Raw genomic sequence first — 15,673 nt, 5'->3', positions numbered from 1 at the left:
ACGCTGCTCGTATGACGACCGGGGTGCGCCGAAGAATGGGCGTCGAGGAACGCAGACAGCAGCTGATCGGCGTCGCGCTGGAGCTGTTCAGCCGTCGTTCGCCCGACGACGTGTCGATCGACGAGATAGCGGCCGCCGCCGGCATCTCGCGGCCGCTCGTCTACCACTACTTCCCCGGCAAGCAGAACCTGTACGAGGCCGCGTTGCGCCGGGCGGCCGACGAGCTCGCCGCCCGGTTCGCCGAACCGCGCGAAGGGCCGCTGGGCGCACGGCTGTTGCGGGTCATGGGGCGCTTCTTCGATTTCGTCGACGACCACGGGCCCGGGTTCTCCGCGCTGATGCGGGGCGGGCCCGCGGCCGGTTCGTCGACGACGAACGCCATGATCGACGAGGTGCGCCAGGTGGCGTACGAGCAGATCCTCGTGCACCTGGGGGTCACCGACCCGCCGGCGAGGCTGGCGATGGTCGTGCGGTCGTGGGTGTCGCTCGCCGAGTCGACGGCGCTGATCTGGCTGGACGGGCGGCGGATCCCGCGCGCCGAGCTGGAGTTGCAGCTGGTGCACGACTTCGCGGCGCTGGCCGCCGTGAGCGCGGCGTACGACGAGGAGATGGCGCGGATCGTGCTGCGCATCCTCGCACGGGAGCCGGCCGACGGGCCCTTCGGGGATCTGCTCGCGCGGCTGGGCTCCCTGGCGCAGGCGCCGAAGAGCGTGCCCGGTCAGCGTCCGCCGTCGCCGTAGTGGACGGTGACGTCCTTGAAGCCGAGTGAGTGCAGCAGGCCCTGGAGCATGCTGGTGGTGTTCTTCTCGGCGCGCGCGGTCAGTTCGCTCTCCTCGGCGGCCTCCCCGATGTGACGGGCTGCGAGACGGTTGACGGCCCGCTCGTCGGCCGGGTTGTCGGAGAAGAAGTCCCCGAGCCGGTCGAACAGACCGCGCTCCTTGGACACGGCGTACGAACGTTCCGCGTCCAGCGCGGGCTTGCCGAGCCGCGCGTGCGGCAGCCGCAGGGTGGCGGCGGTGCGGTCCTCGTCCACGGTGACCTGCCCCTCCCCCACCTCGCCGAGGTCGACGTACGCGCCGACGGTGCCCGCGCCGACGTACAGCGTGCGGGTGCCGCGCAGGGCGTCGGGGAGGAACTTGGCGTCCTTCTCCAGGTCGACGACGACCTGGAAGTTGCCGGACGCCGCCTCGTAACGGCTCATGTCCTGGATGGACTTCAGGAGCGCCGGACCCGAACGGTCGTGGGTCTCCTCCCCGAAGACGTCGTCGAGGCCCGGCAGCAGACTGAGCCTGCTGCCGGCGAGCAGCAGCGCCACCAGTACCGCGAGGAGGCCCGTCGCCTTGGCCCACCGGGGGAGCCCGGTGCGGCGCGGGGGCCTGTTGAGCTGCTGTCCGGTGAGAGTCATACGGTACGGATTCCCCCGGAGCCCGCGGTCACTCGGCGTTTGCGGTACGACGCTTCCAGGTCACGTACTTCGGCCGAGAGGTGCAGCTCCGTCCCGTCGGCCGGCTTGACGTACTGGGCGGCCAGCTCCAGCACGGCGGCCGTGAGCTCCTCCTTCACCTGCGGCGTGCGGCCCGGCAGCAGGGCGATGCCGATGTGCACGAGGGCGTGACCGGTGTCCGCGTCGCCCACCACGGTGTCGTCGACGCGGCAGAACCGCGTCTTGCAGGCGCCGAGCCGGGTGCCGACGGCGTCGACGACCAGGGGGTGCAGGGCCAGGGCGAAGCCCCGGCGGTCGAAGGCGTCCGCCAGCGGCTCGGAGTAGTCGACGGTGATCTGCGGCATGAGCACACTCCAGGTCGGGGGGCCGTTCCGGCCACCTTTACGGTGAACGCATGACGGCACAAGTGACGTTCCGCATCGCGGACGAGGAGCACTTCCGGCTGCGGATGAAGGAGGGCGGGGTGGGGCCGGCCGAGACGGCGCGGCGGCTGCAGCGGGGCAGGCCCCGGGTCCCGGAGGGCGTCCGGGGTCCGGGGCCTGCCCCGTGTGTCAGTCTCGGGTGAAGACGGCGACCGTGCGGGCGGGAACGGTGAACGTGCCGGTGCTCCTCTCGTACGCCGCCTTCTTGACCGCCGCGTCCGCGCCCGCCGCCTGCACCGGGTGCAGGGCGTACGCCGTGTCCGCGAGGCCGGGGGCCTTCTGCCGCTGCTCCGACGGGGTCGCGTTGAAGACCACGACCAGGTCGCCGGCGCGCAGGGTGATGACGCCGGGTGTCTCCTCCTTGCCGGAGAGGGGGAAGGAGACCGCCGCCTGCACCTGGTCCGCCGAGGCGAGGCTGAAGGTCTTCTCCGTCGTACGGATCTTCAGCAGGTCCGCGTACGCCGCCGATGCTCCCTCGATGTCCCGGCAGTCCGGTGACAGGGCGGTCCCGGTCAGCAGGGGCTTCGCGTAGGGCCACTTGTCCTTGTTGTCGGCCGCCGGCGGCAGGCCGCGCCCGAAGCCGTTGCCCTCCCCGCAGTCCCAGTGGATCGCGTTGAACCAGTCCCCGCTGTCGTAGGAATTGCGGTCGAGCGACTTGGAGCGGAGCAGGTCCGTCCCCGCCTGGGACAGCGCCGGGCCCTGCGAGAGCGCGGCCGTCGCCATCGCCAGTACCTGCATCCGGGCCCGGTCGGCCGCCGAAGTCCCGCGCGGCAGCTTGAAGGCCAGTGCGTCGTACAGCGTCTCGTTGTCGTGGGCGTCGGCGTAGGCGAGGGCGTCGCCGGGAGCGGAGGCATAGCCGGCCGGGGCGCCGTTGTAGTCGACCTCGGAGCCCCTGACCGTACGGCCGGAGGTGTCGGTGAAGGTGTACGACGCCAGGTTGCCGGTCAGGCCCACCTTGATCAGGTCCTGGTAGTGGAGGAGGCGGGCCTTCTGCTCGGCCTCGGTGCCGTTGGCGGCGGACGGGTTGGGGTCGGTGTAGAGGCCGGACGCGAAGCCCTGCACGCCCGGGTCCTCGTCGAAGGGCCCGCCGCCGCGCACGGCGTCGCGCGCGCGGTCGGAGAAGGTCGCGATGCCCGTGCCGGCCATGTTCTTCTGGGTGGCCTGTTCGAAGCGGACGTCGTCGGCGATCTCGCCGAAGTTCCAGCCCTCGCCGTACAGCACGATCTTCTTGCCGTCGACGCCGTCGCGGGCGGGCGTCAGCTCGTCCAGCGCCTTGCGGACGGCCAGGATGTTGGCCTTCGGGTGGTGGCCCATGAGGTCGAAGCGGAAGCCGTCGACCTTGTAGTCCTTCGCCCAGGTGACGACGGAGTCCACGACCAGCTTGCCCATCATGGCGTTCTCGGGCGCGGTGTTGGCGCAGCAGGTGGAGGTGGCCACGCTGCCGTCGGCCAGCAGCCGCTGGTAGTAGCCGGGGACGATCTTGTCGAGTACGGACTTGTCGGCCTGGCCGGACGCGACGGTGTGGTTGTAGACGACGTCCATGACCGTGCGCAGGCCGGAGTCGTTCAGGCCCTTGACCATCTGCCGGAACTCCACCGTGCGCCGGGTGCCGTCGGGGTCACTGGCGTACGAGCCCTCGGGGACGGTGTAGTGCAGCGGGTCGTAGCCCCAGTTGTACGCGTCCTTCGCCGCCGCCTTCGCCACGCACGCCTGCTGCTCCTCGGAGTCGGGCGCGTACACGGCGAGGTCGCAGGCGGGGCGCTGCTGGTCGGTCCTCTTCTCGGGAATGGTGCCGATGTCGAAGACGGGCAGGAGGTGGACGTACGACGTGCCGGCCTTGGCCAGCTTGCCGAGGTGGGTCATGCCCTTCGAGCCGCGGTCGGTGAAGGCGAGGTACTCGCCCGGGTGGGTCGCGGTGCGGTCGGCGATGGAGAAGTCCCTGACGTGCAGCTCCTGGATCTGCGCGTCGCGCAGCGGCGTCGCGGCCGGCTTCTTGAGCGTCGACCAGCCCTGGGGTGCCAGCTTCGGGTCGGTGAGGTCGACGACGAGGCTGCGGGCGGAGTCCGCGGTGAGCGCGGTCGCGTACGGGTCGGTGACCTTGTTGGTGACGACCTTCTGGACGCTGGGCGCCCAGACCTTCACGACGTACCGGTACGGCTTGCCCGCCCAGGACTTGGCGCCGGTGACGGACCAGACGCCGCTGCGGTCGTCGCGCCGCATCGGGACGGCCTTGCCGTCGAGTTCGAGAGCGACGCGCTGGGCGGTGGGGGCCCAGAGGGAGAGGGTCGGGCGGCCCTTGTGGAAGACGGGGCCGAGGGACGCCTTGGTGGCGGAGGTGCTGTACGTGTCGTCGAGTACGCCCGGCAGCTGGACACCCGTGGCGGCGAGCAGGGCGCCGTTCGCGGCCCGCTGGGTGGCGACGATCTGGCCGCGCAGGGCCTCGCGGACCCGGTCCCGGTCACGCGGGTCGACGGTGAAGGCGGGGTAGTCCTCGAGGTGCGGGTACTTCGCCTTCTGCGCGTCGGTGAGGGCGGAGGGGGAAAGGCGCAGCCAGCGGCCCTCGTCGGAGAGCGCCCCGTCGACGACGGAGAGGGAGCCGTCACGGGCGTACACGAGTTGCTGGCTGGTGGCGTCGGTGGCCTTGACCTTCCAGACGACCGTGTCCTCGTCGATCCACTGCGCCTCGGCCTCGGCCAGGTCGAGCGAGGCCGCCCCGGCGGCCTGCGGCAGCAGGTACGTGGGCTGCCCGGCCAGCATCCACACCTCGTGGCCGGAGGTGGCGAGGTCGAGGGACTGGTCGCTCGGGAGATCCTTCTCGTCGCCCTTGTGCAGGATGTAGGAGAGGGAGGTGGCGCCTGCGGCGAGCGGGACCTCGAAGGTCACACCGTACGCGTCCTTCCTCACCGGCATCAGCGGCTTGGACCAGTCGGTGGGCTCCTTGGCACCGGTCCAGGTGTGCAGGCCCCAGCCGTCGTAGTTCCCGTCGGCGCGCTGGTAGTGGAGTACGGCCTTCGTCGTGTCCTGGGGCGGGTACGCGCCGTCGGGGGCCTTCGTGGCCTGGCCGTCCTTGCCCTGCTCGATCCAGACCTCACCGGTCCTGCCGAGGTCGACGGTGCGCTGCGGCCCGTCCGCCGTGCCGTTCTTCTCGACGGTGTACGGGAGGGAGGAGGACGAGGCGCCCCCGGCGAGCTTGATCCAGGCGAAGGCGCCGTACGCGTCGCGGCCGGTGAAGGCGGCGGCCTTGTCTCCGGACTTCAGCTGCCAGCCGTCGTAGTCGCCGTCGGGGCGCTGGTAGTGGACGACGGCGTGGTCGCGCTCGACGGCCGTCGGCCGGTCGGGCGCGGGGGCCTGTCCGGCCGTCGTCGAGGCGAGGGCACTCGCGGTGCGTCCGGCCCTGTCCACCACAACCGCCTTGTAGCGGAGGGCGGTTCCGGCCTTCACGTCATCGCCCAGGTGCTGGGTGACCTTGTACGGGGCGTGGTCGGCGGAGCCGAGCGTGCGCCACGTGCCGTTGCCGGTCTGGGCGGCGAAGACGACGCGGTTGAGCTGTCCGCCGTCGACGTCCGCGGTGATCTCGACGGTGCCGGTGGCACCTGCCGCCGGGGCCTCCAGGGTGAGTCCCGGCTTGGCCGCCGGGGCGGGGAGGGTTTCGGCCGCGCGGAGCACCACGGACGACAGCGCGGGCACGGTGACGGTCAGCTTCCGGCCGGCGTCACTGCGTACCGTCTCCGAAGTGCCGTACAGGGCGCGGAAGTCGGCGTTCGCCGTGCCGGCGGTCAGCTCGACGGTCTTGGGCCCGGCGCCGTTGTTGGTGGCGACGAGGTACTCGGTGCCGCGCTCGGCGTCCGTGCGGGAGAAGGCGTGGACGGGACCCTCCGCGTGCAGCTCCTGCTGTACGCCGTCGCGCAGCGCGGGGTGGTCCTTCGTCAGCTTCGACAGTGCGGCGATCGACCGGTAGAGGGGGTGCGTGGTGTCGTACGCGTCGGAGGCGTGCGTACGGTCCGTGCCGAGCTGGTCGTCGTCGAGGTAGTCGGCGGTCTTCGACGCGAAGAGGGTCTGGCGGGCGTCCTTGTCGCCGCCCGCGCCGGTGAAGCCCTGCTCGTCGCCGTAGTAGACGACGGGGTTGCCGCGCGAGAGGAACATCAGCTCGTTGGCGAGGCGGGCGCGCTCGAGCAGCTCGGCGTCGTCGGCCTTCGGATTGTCCTGCCTGAGGAAGGTTCCGATGCGGCCCATGTCGTGGTTGCCGGTGAAGGTGACCTGCTCGTAGGCGTTGGCCCTGCCGGTGGTGTAGCGGTAGTCCTCGGCGAAGACCTTGGCCAGCCTGCCGGCCGCCGCGCCCTGGGAGGCGTACGCGCGGGTGGCGTCCTGGAGCGGGAAGTCGAGGGTGGAGTCGAGGCGGCCGCGCGTCACGTAGGGCGAGGTGACCTGGGTGTCGGCGGAGTAGACCTCGCCGAACATGAAGAAGTCGTCGCGGCCCCGCTTCTTCGCGTACGCGTCGAGGGCGGTGGCCCACTGGGTCCAGAAGTCCAGGTCGACGTGTTTGACGGTGTCGATGCGGAAGCCGTCGATGTCGAAGTCGCGGACCCACTTCTGGTAGATCTCCGCCATGCCGTCGACGACCTCGGGGCGCTCGGTCCACAGGTCGTCGAGGCCGGAGAAGTCGCCGTACTCGGAGCTCTCGCCCGCGAAGGTCGAGTCGCCCCGGTTGTGGTACATCGTCGGGTCGTTGAGCCAGGCCGGGACCTTCTTCTCACTGCCCCCGGACTGCTGGGGCGTGTACGGGAAGGCGTCGGTGCCGGTCCTCGGGACGCCCTCCCGGTCGTCGAAGGGGCGGCCGTTCCCGTCGAGGTAGGGGTACGCGCCCTTGGGGCGGTAGCCGTACTCCTTCTCGGCGTAGTCGACGGTGTCGGCGGTGTGGTTGGTGATGACGTCGAAGAAGACCTTCATGCCCTTGGCGTGGGCCTTGTCGATCAGCTTCTCCAGGTCGGCGTTGGTGCCGAAGTGCGGGTCGACCTGGGTGAAGTCGGTGATCCAGTAACCGTGGTAGCCGGCGGAGGCGTCCTTGCCGGTCCCCTGCACGGGCCTGTTCTTGAAGATCGGCGCCATCCAGATGGAGGTGGTGCCGAGGCCCTTGATGTAGTCGAGCTTCCGGGTGAGGCCCTTGAGGTCCCCGCCCTGGTAGAAGCCCTTGTCGGTGGGGTCGAAGCCCGTTTCGAGGCGTGAGCCGGTGAGCCCGCCCCTGTCGTTGGCCGTGTCACCGTTCGCGAACCGGTCGGGCAGTACGAAGTAGAACTGCTCCCGGGTCAGGTCGTGCCGCGCGGGCTCGGCGGCCAGGGCCCTGTCCGACGGCGGGGCGGGCGGTTTCGCGGCGGCGGCGGCCGGTACGGCGGGTGCGAGCGCGGCGCACAGCGCCACGCTCACGACGCCGACGGCCGCTCTTCGCAGGGGCGGGCGTATCACAGCGAGAACTCCTCAAAGGGGCGGGGACGTACGGGAGACGGACGCGCGGGTCAGGCGCGCCAGGTGTCGTTCAGCGTGACCCTGCCGCTCGCGGGGACGGTCGCCGTGCGGTTGGCGCCGCTCTCCCAGGTGACGTTGCCGGAAGCGTCCTTGCGGAGGTACTTGTACGCGAAGGACGTGCCGGCGGGCAGGGACACGTCGAGCTTCCACACCGGGTAGCTCGCCGGGTCCAGCTTGATCGCGGCGGCGGTGTTCCAGTTGCCGAGTGCGGCTTGGTCGCCGGTGACGTAGATGTTCTGGCCGACCGCGGTCGTGGCGTCGACGTTGAAGGAGGCGCCGGCGGTCACCGGGGCCGGGCCGGTGCCGCCGCCGGCGCAGGTCCTGGCGTTCACGTGCAGGGCGACGGCGGTGTGGGCGCCGAGGGTGGCCGTGAACCGGCCGGAGGCGTCGACCGTCACGGCGGTGTTGTTCTGGACGTTGCAGTAGGTGCCGGCCGCGAGCGAGGTCTGGAAGGTGCGGGTCAGCGAGGAGCCCTCGTGGTTGACGGCGACGTACGCCTTGTCGCCGCGCCCGAAGGCGATCCGGTCGCCGCCGTTGTCCCACCAGTTCGTGACGCCCTGACCGCGCGCCGCGTTCCGGAAGCCGACCATGCTCTTGATCTCGGTCCAGTCGTGCTGGCACTTCCACCCGTCGCTGTAACAGGCGTTGACCGTTCCGCCGCTCGGCGGCCCCGCGTCGTGGGTGGAGAACTCGTAACCGGAGTGGACGTCCGGGGAGCCGTACGGCCAGGCCAGCATGAAGACACTGGCGAGGGTGTAGGCGGCGCCGTCCTTGTAGCTGAGGGTGTCGCCGCCGCGCTCGGTGTCGTGGTTGTCCACGAAGACGGCCGACTTGCCGCTCTCCATGAAGCCCCAGCCCTCGCCGTAGTTCTTGAGGTTCGCGAGGTTCTCGTGGGTGAAGACCTGCTTGAGGCCCCGGCCGTAGCGGAACTCCTGCACGTCGCCCGAGCCCAGGTACTCGCCCGGCGAGACCGCCTCGCCCGCGCCGTGGATGGCTTCGTGCTTCCAGTACACGCCCGGGTTGCTCAGCCGGGACTTGATGTCGGCGAGGTCCGCGGCCGGCATGTGCTTGGCCGCGTCGATCCGGAAGCCGTCGACGCCCAGGGAGAGCAGGTCGTTCAGGTACGCCGCGATCCGGCCGCGCACGTAGCTCTCGCCCGTGTCCAGGTCGGCGAGCCCGACCAGCTCGCAGTTCTGTACGTTGCCACGGTCCCCGTAGTTGTCGATCTGGGAGCGGCAGTCGTCCAGGTCCGCGCCCGAGTAGGTGCCGGGGTAGTTGTACTTCTCGTACGGGGAGCCGCCGGTGCCGGTGCCGTTGCCGGCCGCCATGTGGTTGATGACGCTGTCGGCGATGACCTTCACGCCCGCCCCGTGGCAGGCGTTGACCATGTTCGCGAACGCGGCTCGGTCACCGAGCCTTCCGGCGATCTTGTAGCTGACGGGCTGGTACGAGGTCCACCACTGGCCGCCCTGGATGTGCTCCTGCGGCGGGGATACCTGGACGGAGCCGTAACCGGCCGGTCCGAGGCTCCGCGTGCACTCCTTGGCGACCGAGTCGAACTTCCACTCGAAGAGGACGGCGGTGACGTCCTTGGCGCCGGGCGGGGCGGCCTGCGCGGCGCCCGCGGGGGCCACCAGGGTCCCCGCTCCGGCCGCGAGGGCGAGGGCGAGCGCGGCAGAGAAAGGTCTGCGAGCCATGTGTTCCTCCTGCATGGGGGGAGGTGCGGGTGCGACGGTGCAGCCTCGCGCGGCAACGCGCCTTGCCCTCAAGGCTTGAATGTTCTTGCAGCAATAGTTGAAAACTTGCCGCGGGGCAGACCGTACGAGCCCTCACCAGTGCGGTCAACCCTTGTGACGCACTCCGCTCACCTGCGGGAAACCTGGCGGATTTCTTCTTGCAATCTCTTTCGCAAGCCATTGCGGAACTGCTACGTTCTCCTCGACTCCGGCCCGGCCGGCCGGGGGTCCGGCAGGTCCGGGCCCCACGCGCCCGACCGGCCGGGTCGGGTCGGGTACGACAGGGGACTCCCCGGACCGTCGAATCCCCGCGGCCCTCCCTGGGCAGGCCCGGGGCTCCCCTGCCGCCCCGCCCCCGCCGTTCCCTCCCCTGCCGCCCGCCCCTCGGCGGGGCGTTCCGCTACGCGCGCTTCTGCGCCGTGGAGCCCCGCACCACCAGCTCCGGCTGGAACACGTACTCCGTGCGCTGGACCGGGCTGCCGCCCAGCTCCTCCAGCAGCGCCCCGACCGCCGCCGTCGCCATCGCCTGCACCGGCTGGCGGACCGTGGTCAGCGGCGGATCGGTGAAGGCGATCAGCTGCGAGTCGTCGAAGCCCACCACCGAGACGTCGTCCGGCACGTCGAGCCCGCGCTCGCGCGCCGCCCGCACCACGCCCAGCGCCATCATGTCGCTACCGCAGACGATGCCCGTGCACCCCTTGTCGAGCAGCGCGCCCGCCGCCGCCCGGCCGCCCTCGACGCTGAACAGCGTGTGCTGGACCAGGGATTCGGCTTCGTCCCGCGACGTCCGCGACAGGCCGGCGAGCGCGTCGACGAACCCCTCCCGCTTGCGGCGCGACGGGACGTACCGCCGCGGGCCGGCCGCGAGGCCGATCCGTTCGTGGCCCAGTTCGGCGAGGTGGCCGACGGCCATCCGCATCGCGGCGTGGTCGTCCGGCGACACGAAGGGCGCGCTGATCGCCTCGTTGTAGCCGTTGATCAGGACGTACGGGACCCCGCGCTCGGCCAGCCGGCCGTACCGCGCGGGGTCGGCCGACAGGTCGGCGTGCAGCCCGGACAGGAAGACGATGCCGCCGACCCCCCGCTCCACCAGCTGCTCGACGAGTTCGTCCTCCGTCGCCCCGCCCGGCAGCTGGGTGCACAGCACCGGCGTGTAGCCGTGCCCCGCCAGGACCTGCTCGACGACCTGGGCGAACGCCGGGAAGATCGGGTTGGTCAGCTCGGGCGTCACCAGCCCGATCAGGCCAGCGCTGCGCCGGCGCAGCCGCACGGGCCGCTCGTACCCGAGGACGTCGAGCGCCGCGAGCACCCGCTGGCGCGTGGTGTCCGCGACGCCCGGCTTGCCGTTCAGGACCCGGCTCACGGTGGCCTCGCTGACGGAGGCGTGCTCCGCTATGTGCGCCAGCCGGGGCGGCGCGGGAACGGTCACACCGTCCACCACACCGTGGTGTCCGCCGGCAGGTCGACATCGCCCTCGCGCACGGTCATCTCGCCGCTGGCGAGCAGCGCGCGGCCGGGGGCGGGGATGCGTACCGCCGTGCCCGTCGTGTTGACCGTGCAGACGAACCCCTCGCGCGCGAAGGCGACCACGCCCTCGGGCGCGTCCAGCCACGCCACGTCCGTGCCGGCGCCCAGGCCGGGGTGTTCACGGCGTACGGCCAGCGCCGAGCGGTACAGCTCCAGGGTCGACGCCGGGTCGCCGGTCTGCGCCTCGACGCTCAGCTCGCCCCAGCCGGCCGGTTGCGGCAGCCAGCTGCCGCCTGTGCCGAAACCGTGGGACGACCCCCCGGCCGTCCACGGAATCGGCACCCGGCACCCGTCGCGGAAGCCGTCCTGGCCCTCCGCGCGGAAGAACGACGGGTCCTGGCGGGCCTCGTCGGGCAGGTCGGTGACGTCGGGCAGCCCGAGCTCCTCGCCCTGGTAGAGGTACGCCGATCCGGGCAGCGCCAGCATCAGCAGCGTCGCCGCGCGGGCCCGGCGCAGGCCGAGCTCGCGGTCGCCGGGGGTGCGGATCTGCGTGCCGAGGCCCGGCGGGTTGGCGAACCGGGTCGCGTGCCGGGTCACGTCGTGGTTGGACAGCACCCAGGTGGCGGGCGCGTCGACCGGTCGCATCGCGGCGAGCGAGACGTCGATGACCTCGCGCAGTGCGGCCGCGTCCCAGTCGGTGCCCAGGTACTGGAAGTTGAACGCCTGGTGCAGCTCGTCGGGGCGCACGTAGTTGGCCGTGCGCTCCACGGTCGGCGTCCACGCCTCGGCGACGCCGATGCGCTCGCCCGGGTACTCGTCGAGGATCTGCCGCCAGGAGCGGTAGATCTCGTGGACGCCGTCCTGGTCGAAGAAGGGCATGACGTCATTGCCGAGCAGCTTCAGCTGGTCGTGGCTGCCGAGGTCGGGCAGTCCTTCGGCCTTGACCAGGCCGTGCGCCACGTCGATGCGGAAGCCGTCGACGCCCATGTCGAGCCAGAAGCGGAGGATGGAGCGGAACTCGTCGGCGACGGCCGGGTGCTCCCAGTTGAAGTCGGGCTGCTCGGGCGCGAAGAGGTGCAGGTACCAGTCGCCGGGCGTGCCGTCCGGGTCCGTCGTACGGGTCCAGGCGGGGCCGCCGAAGATGGACTCCCAGTCGTTGGGCGGGAGTTCGCCGTTCGCGCCCTTGCCGGGGCGGAAGTGGTAGCGGTCGCGCAGCGGCGAGCCGGGGCCCTCCTTCAGCGCGCGCTTGAACCACTCGTGCTGGTCGGAGGAGTGGTTGGGCACCAGGTCGACGATGATGCGCAGACCCAGGGCGTGGGCGTCGCGTATCAGGGCGTCGGCGTCGAGGAGGGTGCCGAACATCGGGTCGATGGCCCGGTAGTCGGCGACGTCGTAGCCGGCGTCGGCCTGCGGCGACGCGTAGAAGGGGCTGAGCCAGACGGCGTCGACGCCGAGCTCCTTGAGGTACGGGAGCCGGCCGCGTACCCCTTCGAGATCGCCCATGCCGTCGCCGTTGCCGTCGGCGAAACTGCGCGGATAGACCTGGTAGATCACCGCGTCACGCCACCAGCCGGTGCGCCGCCGGTCTCCAGTGGTGGCGCCGTTGATGGGGGTGGTGGGAGCAGCGAGGTGCTGGGTCATGTCGTCCCTGGAAGTCATGGAGGCGGGAGCGGCGCCGGGTCCTCGGTGCGGGCCCGGCGCCGGCGTAAGGAAAGGGAGAGGCGGTCAGCCCTTGACGGCTCCGGCGGACACGCCGGTCACCAGGTGGCGCTGGGCGAAGAGGAAGACGAGCGCCGCCGGGATGGCGATGAGCACGGAGGCGGCGGCCATCGGGCCCCACTGGGCGCCGTACTGGTTGACGAACTTCTGGAGGCCGCCCGCGAGGGTCATGTTCTCGTCGCCGACCATGAAGGCGGAGGCGTACGCCACTTCGCCCCAGGCGGTGACGAAGGAGTAGAACGCGGTCACCGCGATGCCCGGCTTGGCGAGCGGCAGGATCAGCCGCCAGAAGGTGCCGAACGGGGTGAGGCCGTCGACCTGGCCCGACTCGTCGATCTCGCGCGGGATGGTGTCGAAGAAGCCCTTCATCATCCAGGCGCAGAACGGCACGGAGATGGTGAGGTAGGTGATCACCAGGCCGGCCGGCCGGTTGAGCAGGCCCATGCTCGACATGATGTTGTAGATCGGCACGATCAGGACCGCGACCGGGAACATCTGGGTGATCAGCAGGGTCCACATCAGGCCGCGCTTGCCGGGGAACCGGAAGCGGCTCACGGCGTAGCCGGTCGTGGCGGCGACGAAGACGCCGAGGACCGTGGACAGGCCCGCGACGAGCAGCGAGTTCCCGAACCAGGTGAGGAACGGGGTGTCACGCAGCAGGTTGGTGTAGTTCTCGAACGTCGTGTCCTTGAAGAAGTCGGTGGAGGTCGCGTACGCCGCCGGCTTGAGCGAGGTCAGCAGGACCCAGAGCACGGGGAACACGGCGATCACCGACGCCACGACGAGCGTGACGTGCAGACCGGCCGAGGCCAGCGGGGAGCGCCGGCCGCGGAGCGGGGCGTTCACCGGGACGTTCGCGGAGGCCGGGGCGGGGGCATTGGAGGCAGTGGTCACCAGACGTCTCCCTGCTTGCGGAGCACTCGCCGGTAGACCGCGGCGAAGAGCATCAGGAGGATCAGGATCAGTACGCCCCAGGTGGAGGACTGCGCGTAGTCGCGGGGGCTGATCTCGAAGGAGAACTTGTACGCCTGGGTGACCAGGATCTGGGTGGCGTCGCCGGGTCCGCCGCGGGTGAGCAGGAAGATCACCGGGAACATGTTGAAGGTCCAGATCGTGGACAGCAGGATCACGGTGGAGCTGACGGGGCGCAGTCCCGGCAGGGTGATGTGCCTGAAGCGCTGCCAGGCGCCGGCGCCGTCCATCTCGGCGGCCTCGTACTGGGCGCTGTCGATGGACTGGAGGCCGCCGAGGAGGGCGACCATCATGAACGGCACGCCGAGCCAGACGTTGACGGCGATGACCGAGATCTTCGCCATCGTCGGGTCGTTGAGCCACGGCACCGCGTCGATGCCGCCGCCGGCCAGGATCCGGTTCAGGAAGCCGCGGTCCTCGTTGTAGAGGAAGCGCCAGGCGAAGACGGAGACGAAGCCGGGGATGGCCCACGGCAGGATCAGCATCATCCGGTAGAAGGACCGGCCGGCGATCCTGCGGTTGAGGATGTTCGCGAGCCCCAGGCCCAGCAGGAAGGTGATGCTGACGCAGGAGACCGTCCACACCAGTGTCCAGCCGAGGGTGTCGAGGAACTGGGAGCCGGTGAGCGCGTCGGCGTAGTTGTCCAGCCCCACGAACTCGTACGTGGCGGGGAGGTGGTTGACGCCGATGCTGCGCTCGACGTTGCGCTCGTTGGCGTCGGTCATCGACAGGTAGATGCCGCGGACCAGCGGATACCCGATGATCACGCCGATCACGGCCACCACCGGGGCGACCATCGTCCAGGCGTACCAGTGGGTCGAAATCGATCGCCGGAACCTGCCCGGCGTCTTGCCAGCACCGCGGCTGGGGCCGCGGGCGACGTCGTCGCCCGCGGCCTTCGCCACCGACTGGCTGGTGTGGACAGCCATCAGTCGGCCTGCCTTCCTGTTACTTCCAGCCCTTGAGGAGCTTGCGGTACTGGTCACCGGTGGCCTTGGCACCCTTCTCCGGGGTGGTCTGGCCGGTGAGGACCTTCGTGTACTCGACCTTGAGCGGCTCGAAGAGACTGCCGGTCTCCGGGATCCAGGGGCGCTGGACGGCCTTGTCGACGACGGGCTTGAAGAAGCCGACGATCTGGTTGCCGGAGGCGCCCGGCTGGGAGTAGACCGAGGTACGGGTCGGGAGCAGGCTCAGCTCCTTGGCGACCAGCTCCTGGCTCTCGGCGGAGGTCATGTACTCGCTGAAGGCGTACGAGGCTTCGAGGTTCTTGGAGCCCGCGTAGACGGCGAGGTTGTGGCCGCCCTGCGGGGCGCCCTGGCCCTTGCTGCCGGCCGGGACCGTGGTGATGCCCAGGTTGGCCTTGTCCTTGAACTCCTTGCCGGCGTAGGTGTCGGAGACGGCCCACGGGCCGTTGATCATCATCGCGACCTTGCCGTCCTTGAACGCCGCCTGCATGTTCTCCCAGCCGTCGGTGGCGTCCGTCTTGGCGGCCCCGGAGTCGACCAGCTCCTTGACGACCTTCAGCGCCTTGACGCCGGGCTCCTGGTCGACCGTGACGCTCTTGGTCTTGGCGTCGACCAGGTCGCCGCCCTCGCCGTAGAGGAAGGACAGGAACCAGTACGCGTCGTCGCCGCGCAGGTAGAGGCCGGTCTTGCCGGTCTTGTCCTTGATCTTCTTCGAGACGGTCTTCAGTTCGTCGATGGTCCTGGGGACCTCGACACCGGCGTCCTTGAAGATCTTCTCGTTGTAGAAGAGGCCCATCGAGTCGATGACCTGCGGCACCGCGTACGTCTTGCCCTTGTACTCGGTGCTCGCGGCGGCCTGCGCCAGGAAGTCCTCGTCGTTCTTCAGCGCGGCCGTGCCGTCCAGCGGGGCGAGGTAGCCGAGGTCCGCGAACTCGGGGGTCCAGGCGACCTCGGAGCGGATCACGTCGGGGGCGCCGGAGCCGGACTGGGCGGCGTTCTTGAACTTGTTCTGCGCCTCGCCGAAGGGGACGTTGACGTACTGGACGTCGACGCCCGGGTGCTTCTTCTCGAAGCCTTCCGCCAGCTTCTTGAAGACCTTGTCCTCACTGCCGACGGTGGAGGTGTCCCACCAGGTGACGGTGCCGGACAGCTTGCCCGAAGCCTTCTCGCCACCGGTGTCACCGCTGTCGCCACCACAAGCCGTCGCCGCGAGCGCCAGGGTCGCGACCAGGGCGGTGGCCGTTATGCCACGTCGCATCTGAACTCCTTCAACTGCCGAACCGCTCCGTCGCGGCGCCGGGTCGTCGAGGAACGTAACAAGGATGAAAGAAGACCGAAAGAGCTTGCGAAGATTTTCCGCAAGGGCTGCCGATCGTTACATCGGCGTGTCCTCACAGTTGCCGTCGAACCCCTTGTCAGACAGGCGGC

11 protein-coding genes are annotated in these 15,673 nt (G+C 70.5%); 2 read left to right on the top strand and 9 right to left on the bottom strand.

Translation table 11 applies throughout. The features are described from left to right. Positions 1-11: 11 nt before the first annotated feature. Positions 12-740: a TetR/AcrR family transcriptional regulator gene (locus ACWDZ4_RS09835; protein WP_451507890.1), complete on the top strand. Its 729-nt coding sequence runs from the start codon at positions 12-14 to the stop codon at positions 738-740. On the opposite strand, the gene ACWDZ4_RS09830 is transcribed toward ACWDZ4_RS09835, so the two are convergent. Then, positions 719-1,405 carry a DUF4230 domain-containing protein gene (locus ACWDZ4_RS09830; RefSeq protein ID WP_451507889.1) on the bottom strand — a complete coding sequence of 229 codons (687 nt, stop codon included), beginning with the start codon at positions 1,403-1,405 and terminating at the stop codon, positions 719-721. The two genes, ACWDZ4_RS09835 and ACWDZ4_RS09830, sit on opposite strands and share 22 nt — an antisense overlap. Beyond that, positions 1,402-1,788 carry a 5-carboxymethyl-2-hydroxymuconate Delta-isomerase gene (locus ACWDZ4_RS09825; RefSeq protein WP_451507888.1) on the bottom strand — a complete coding sequence of 129 codons (387 nt, stop codon included), beginning with the start codon at positions 1,786-1,788 and terminating at the stop codon, positions 1,402-1,404. The genes ACWDZ4_RS09830 and ACWDZ4_RS09825 overlap by 4 nt, the downstream gene beginning before the upstream one ends. Before the next feature lie 50 nt (positions 1,789-1,838). Between ACWDZ4_RS09825 and ACWDZ4_RS09820 the strand changes: the two genes are divergently transcribed. Beyond that, a complete protein-coding gene (locus tag ACWDZ4_RS09820; RefSeq protein ID WP_451507887.1) occupies positions 1,839-2,009 on the top strand; it encodes a hypothetical protein in 171 nt (56 codons plus the stop codon). Here the strand turns inward: ACWDZ4_RS09820 and pulA are convergent. The 7 genes from pulA to ACWDZ4_RS09785 all read right to left on the bottom strand — a co-directional run bounded on the left by pulA (position 1,996) and on the right by ACWDZ4_RS09785 (position 15,503). Continuing rightward, entirely contained in the window at positions 1,996-7,326 is a 5,331-nt protein-coding gene (gene pulA, locus ACWDZ4_RS09815) for a pullulanase-type alpha-1,6-glucosidase (protein ID WP_451507886.1), read from the bottom strand. The genes ACWDZ4_RS09820 and pulA overlap by 14 nt on opposite strands. A gap of 50 nt (positions 7,327-7,376) precedes the next feature. After that, a complete protein-coding gene (locus tag ACWDZ4_RS09810) occupies positions 7,377-9,083 on the bottom strand; it encodes a carbohydrate-binding module family 20 domain-containing protein (protein ID WP_451507885.1) in 1,707 nt (568 codons plus the stop codon). A 439-nt stretch (positions 9,084-9,522) separates the two neighbouring features. Then, the gene (locus tag ACWDZ4_RS09805; RefSeq protein ID WP_451507884.1) at positions 9,523-10,563 is read right to left on the bottom strand and encodes a LacI family DNA-binding transcriptional regulator; all 1,041 of its coding nucleotides are present in this window, start codon (positions 10,561-10,563) and stop codon (positions 9,523-9,525) included. Beyond that, on the bottom strand, positions 10,548-12,230 hold the full coding sequence (locus tag ACWDZ4_RS09800; protein WP_451508034.1) for a glycoside hydrolase family 13 protein: 1,683 nt from the start codon (positions 12,228-12,230) through the stop codon (positions 10,548-10,550). The genes ACWDZ4_RS09805 and ACWDZ4_RS09800 overlap by 16 nt, the downstream gene beginning before the upstream one ends. Positions 12,231-12,314: 84 nt before the next feature. Then, on the bottom strand, positions 12,315-13,202 hold the full coding sequence (locus ACWDZ4_RS09795; RefSeq protein ID WP_451507883.1) for a sugar ABC transporter permease: 888 nt from the start codon (positions 13,200-13,202) through the stop codon (positions 12,315-12,317). After that, positions 13,199-14,209 carry a carbohydrate ABC transporter permease gene (locus tag ACWDZ4_RS09790; RefSeq protein WP_451507882.1) on the bottom strand — a complete coding sequence of 337 codons (1,011 nt, stop codon included), beginning with the start codon at positions 14,207-14,209 and terminating at the stop codon, positions 13,199-13,201. The genes ACWDZ4_RS09795 and ACWDZ4_RS09790 overlap by 4 nt, the downstream gene beginning before the upstream one ends. 19 nt (positions 14,210-14,228) lie before the next feature. Then, positions 14,229-15,503, bottom strand: coding sequence for an extracellular solute-binding protein (locus ACWDZ4_RS09785; RefSeq protein ID WP_451507881.1), 1,275 nt, complete (start codon positions 15,501-15,503; stop codon positions 14,229-14,231). Positions 15,504-15,673: the final 170 nt, after the last annotated feature.

The organism is Streptomyces sp. NPDC003016, from assembly GCF_053591455.1.
The sequence above is the reverse complement of the archived record's forward strand: the minus strand, read 5'-3'. Positions and strand labels throughout refer to the sequence as shown.

Coding starts and splice junctions, on each gene's coding strand:
- ACWDZ4_RS09835 (WP_451507890.1), top strand. CDS start 12: ATGACGACCGGGGTGCGCCGAAGAATGGGCGTCGAGGAACGCAGACAG.
- ACWDZ4_RS09830 (WP_451507889.1), bottom strand. CDS start 1,405: ATGACTCTCACCGGACAGCAGCTCAACAGGCCCCCGCGCCGCACCGGG.
- ACWDZ4_RS09825 (WP_451507888.1), bottom strand. CDS start 1,788: ATGCCGCAGATCACCGTCGACTACTCCGAGCCGCTGGCGGACGCCTTC.
- ACWDZ4_RS09820 (WP_451507887.1), top strand. CDS start 1,839: ATGACGGCACAAGTGACGTTCCGCATCGCGGACGAGGAGCACTTCCGG.
- ACWDZ4_RS09810 (WP_451507885.1), bottom strand. CDS start 9,083: ATGGCTCGCAGACCTTTCTCTGCCGCGCTCGCCCTCGCCCTCGCGGCC.
- ACWDZ4_RS09800 (WP_451508034.1), bottom strand. CDS start 12,230: ATGACCCAGCACCTCGCTGCTCCCACCACCCCCATCAACGGCGCCACC.
- ACWDZ4_RS09790 (WP_451507882.1), bottom strand. CDS start 14,209: ATGGCTGTCCACACCAGCCAGTCGGTGGCGAAGGCCGCGGGCGACGAC.
- ACWDZ4_RS09785 (WP_451507881.1), bottom strand. CDS start 15,503: ATGCGACGTGGCATAACGGCCACCGCCCTGGTCGCGACCCTGGCGCTC.